Origin of the sequence: Agrobacterium bohemicum (assembly GCF_001562555.1) — a bacterium.
GTDB classification, from domain to species: domain Bacteria; phylum Pseudomonadota; class Alphaproteobacteria; order Rhizobiales; family Rhizobiaceae; genus Agrobacterium; species Agrobacterium bohemicum.
Genome location: NZ_KQ961025.1, coordinates 2,501 through 6,662 on the forward strand (window position 1 = coordinate 2,501; position 4,162 = coordinate 6,662).

Below are 4,162 nucleotides of genomic sequence, written 5' to 3' on the forward strand. Positions count from 1 at the left end.
AGATTGTGCCTGTTCTGTCTGCATTGTGAAGAGAAGATATGTCTGGAAGCTTCCAGGTGTTTTGAGCCATTGGTTCAAGACGTCCGAGCCCAGTCTCAGTGAAACCATGTGATGGCTTAGTCGGCCGGAATTGGTGGAGGGATTGGAGTAGGTAGGAAAGCTTGTCCTGAGGCATTTTTGTTGTTTGATAGCTTCGGTTATCATCTGATGGGGATGCTGGATTGATGTTGCCTGACCGCGCATCACCGGATGATATCTCGAGAAGCTGGTCTTAATGATACGGCCTCGAAGTGCACCGGCGTGCCTTCAAAGAGGACTGTATCGACACGTCGATGTCATCATGAAGTGGCTTGATTGTAAAAGGTAATCAGGTCGTCGCTTCCTTCGGAAGCGACTATGGATGAGCATAGACAATGAGAACGAAGAAGTGAATTAAGGGCATTTGGTGGATGCCTTGGCATGCACAGGCGAAGAAGGACGTGATACGCTGCGATAAGCCGTGGGGAGCTGCGAATAAGCTTTGATCCATGGATTTCCGAATGGGGGAACCCACCTTAGATATCTAGAAAATCTGTTTTGCTAGACACCTTGATGTTTTGAACGGTTTGCATGGGACTTCCCATACAGACCGTTAGGTCGTCGCCAACAGTTTGGCGCGCCGTCCGCAGGCCTTTGGCCGTGAGGACAGAACAAACCCGGCGATACCGGGTTCGAGGGTTCAGCGAAAGAGGTTTCTAGATATCACAATAAGGTATCTGCATCTGAATACATAGGGTGTAAGAAGCGAACTCAGGGAACTGAAACATCTAAGTACCTGAAGGAAAGGACATCAACCGAGACTCCGTAAGTAGTGGCGAGCGAACGCGGACCAGGCCAGTGGCAATGATGAATAAAGTGGAACGCTTTGGAAAATGCGGCCATAGCGGGTGATAGCCCCGTACACGTAGAACAATCATTGTCCTTGAGTAGGGCGGGACACGTGAAATCCTGTCTGAACATGGGGAGACCACTCTCCAAGCCTAAGTACTCGTGCATGACCGATAGCGAACAAGTACCGTGAGGGAAAGGTGAAAAGCACCCCGACGAGGGGAGTGAAATAGAACCTGAAACCGGATGCCTACAAGCAGTCGGAGCTCGAAAGAGTGACGGCGTACCTTTTGTATAATGGGTCAACGACTTAGTGTAGCAAGCAAGCTTAAGCCGGTAGGTGTAGGCGTAGCGAAAGCGAGTCTGAATAGGGCGTTTAGTTTGTTGCATTAGACCCGAAACCGAGTGATCTAGCCATGAGCAGGCTGAAGGTTGGGTAACACCAACTGGAGGGCCGAACCCATATCTGTTGCAATAGATTGGGATGACTTGTGGCTAGGGGTGAAAGGCCAATCAAACTCGGAAATAGCTGGTTCTCCGCGAAAACTATTTAGGTAGTGCGTCGATCGAATACCCTCGGGGGTAGAGCACTGGATGGGCTATGGGGACTCACCGTCTTACTGATCCTAACCAAACTCCGAATACCGAGGAGTACTAATCGGCAGACACACGGCGGGTGCTAACGTCCGTCGTGAAGAGGGCAACAACCCTGACCTCCAGCTAAGGTCCCCAAGTCATGGCTAAGTGGGAAAGGATGTGAGGATCCCAAAACAACCAGGATGTTGGCTTAGAAGCAGCCATCATTTAAAGAAAGCGTAACAGCTCACTGGTCTAAATAAGGGTCTTTGCGCCGAAAATGTAACGGGGCTAAAGCCATGCACCGAAGCTGAGGATAGTACAGTTATAGTGACTGTGCTGTGGTAGCGGAGCGTTCCGTAAGTCTGTGAAGGGGGACCCGTGAGGGCCCCTGGAGATATCGGAAGTGCGAATGTTGACATGAGTAACGATAAAGGGAGTGAGAGACTCCCTCGCCGAAAGACCAAGGGTTCCTGCTTAAAGTTAATCTGAGCAGGGTTAGCCGGCCCCTAAGACGAGGCGGACACGCGTAGTCGATGGGAACCACGTTAATATTCGTGGGCCTGGTGGTAGTGACGGATCTCGTGTGTTGTACATTCTTATTGGATTGAATGTGCGGCGAAGAGGTTCCAGGAAATAGCTCCACCGTATAGACCGTACCCGAAACCGACACAGGTGGTCAGGTAGAGTATACCAAGGCGCTTGAGAGAACTATGTTGAAGGAACTCGGCAAATTGCACGCGTAACTTCGGAAGAAGCGTGACCCTGTTGTACGCAAGTATGTCAGGGTGGCACAGACCAGGGGGTAGCGACTGTTTATCAAAAACACAGGGCTCTGCGAAGTAGCAATACGACGTATAGGGTCTGACGCCTGCCCGGTGCTGGAAGGTTAAAGGGAGGGGTGCAAGCTCTGAACTGAAGCCCCAGTAAACGGCGGCCGTAACTATAACGGTCCTAAGGTAGCGAAATTCCTTGTCGGGTAAGTTCCGACCTGCACGAATGGCGTAACGACTTCCCCGCTGTCTCCAACATAGACTCAGTGAAATTGAATTCCCCGTGAAGATGCGGGGTTCCTGCGGTCAGACGGAAAGACCCCGTGCACCTTTACTATAGCTTTACACTGGCATTCGCCAAGGCATGTGTAGGATAGGTGGTAGGCTTTGAAGCGGGGACGCCAGTTCTCGTGGAGCCATCCTTGAAATACCACCCTTATCTTCGTGGATGTCTAACCGCGGTCCGTTATCCGGATCCGGGACAGTGTATGGTGGGTAGTTTGACTGGGGCGGTCGCCTCCGAAAGAGTAACGGAGGCGCGCGATGGTGGGCTCAGACCGGTCGGAAATCGGTCGTCGAGTGCAATGGCATAAGCCCGCCTGACTGCGAGACTGACAAGTCGAGCAGAGACGAAAGTCGGTCATAGTGATCCGGTGGTCCCGTGTGGAAGGGCCATCGCTCAACGGATAAAAGGTACGCCGGGGATAACAGGCTGATGACCCCCAAGAGTCCATATCGACGGGGTTGTTTGGCACCTCGATGTCGACTCATCGCATCCTGGGGCTGGAGCAGGTCCCAAGGGTATGGCTGTTCGCCATTTAAAGCGGTACGTGAGTTGGGTTCAGAACGTCGTGAGACAGTTCGGTCCCTATCTGCCGTGGGTGTAGGAATATTGACAGGATCTGTCCCTAGTACGAGAGGACCGGGATGGACGTATCTCTGGTGGATCTGTTGTCCTGCCAAGGGCATAGCAGAGTAGCTATATACGGAATGGATAACCGCTGAAGGCATCTAAGCGGGAAACCAACCTGAAAACGAGTGTTCCCTATCAGAGCCGTGGAAGACGACCACGTTGATAGGACGGGTGTGGAAGTGCAGTAATGCATGAAGCTTACCGTTACTAATAGCTCGATCGACTTCTTCGTTCCCATTGATTATGTTCATCGAACGCAGTTCGATGATGACTTCTGTCCTCACGGCCAAAGGCCTGCGGACGGCGCGCGCCACAAGGCGCGACGGACTATCGTCCTGTATGGACGCCACGCTCAAGCTTGAGCAAGTGTGAAATACGGACAGGTCAAGTGAGACGTGTATATTAAGACAAAAAGTGGCTCTGCCACCCAGCTTCTCGAAACAACAGTTTCCATGTGAAAACATGAACTTTGTTGCTTTGGTCAACGTGTCCTCATAGCTGAGGGTGCCGTACTAATCAAAAGCAATCATATGTTCATGCGTTCCGCATGAACATATGTTGCGTTTTGCCGACCTGGTGGTTATTGCGGGGCGGCTGCACCCGTTCCCATTCCGAACACGGCCGTGAAACGCCCCAGCGCCAATGGTACTCCGTCTTAAGACGCGGGAGAGTAGGTCGCTGCCAGGTCTGCAAAACGCAACACATGAAAAACAACAGTCTTCTCAAACAAAAACAAACTCGGCCCAGCCGATACAAAAGGGCCGCGAAAGCGGCCTTTATGCGTTTAAGCGCACTGCTCATAAGGCATCTGTTCAGCCCTCTGAGTTCAATAACGGTATTTTGCCAAGGCAAAATACCGGACCAAGACGACATTTTGCCTCCGGCAAAAGTCGGGTAGAGACGCAAACCTACACAGGTTTGCTTTGTCGCGACGAACCAAAGGTTCGCGCTGGTAACGCGGGGTGGAGCAGCCCGGTAGCTCGTCAGGCTCATAACCTGAAGGCCGCAGGTTCAAATCCTGCCCCCGCAACCA

The 4,162-nt window shown here is 52.0% G+C and carries 1 tRNA gene and 2 rRNA genes; all 3 read left to right on the plus strand.

The features are described from left to right. The first annotated feature begins 421 nt into the window (after positions 1–421). Positions 422–3,361: ribosomal RNA gene (locus tag ATO67_RS05920) — 23S ribosomal RNA — on the plus strand. A 340-nt stretch (positions 3,362–3,701) separates the two neighbouring features. Continuing rightward, positions 3,702–3,816, plus strand: a 5S ribosomal RNA gene (gene rrf / locus ATO67_RS05925). A gap of 269 nt (positions 3,817–4,085) precedes the next feature. Beyond that, positions 4,086–4,162, plus strand: a tRNA-Met gene (locus tag ATO67_RS05930).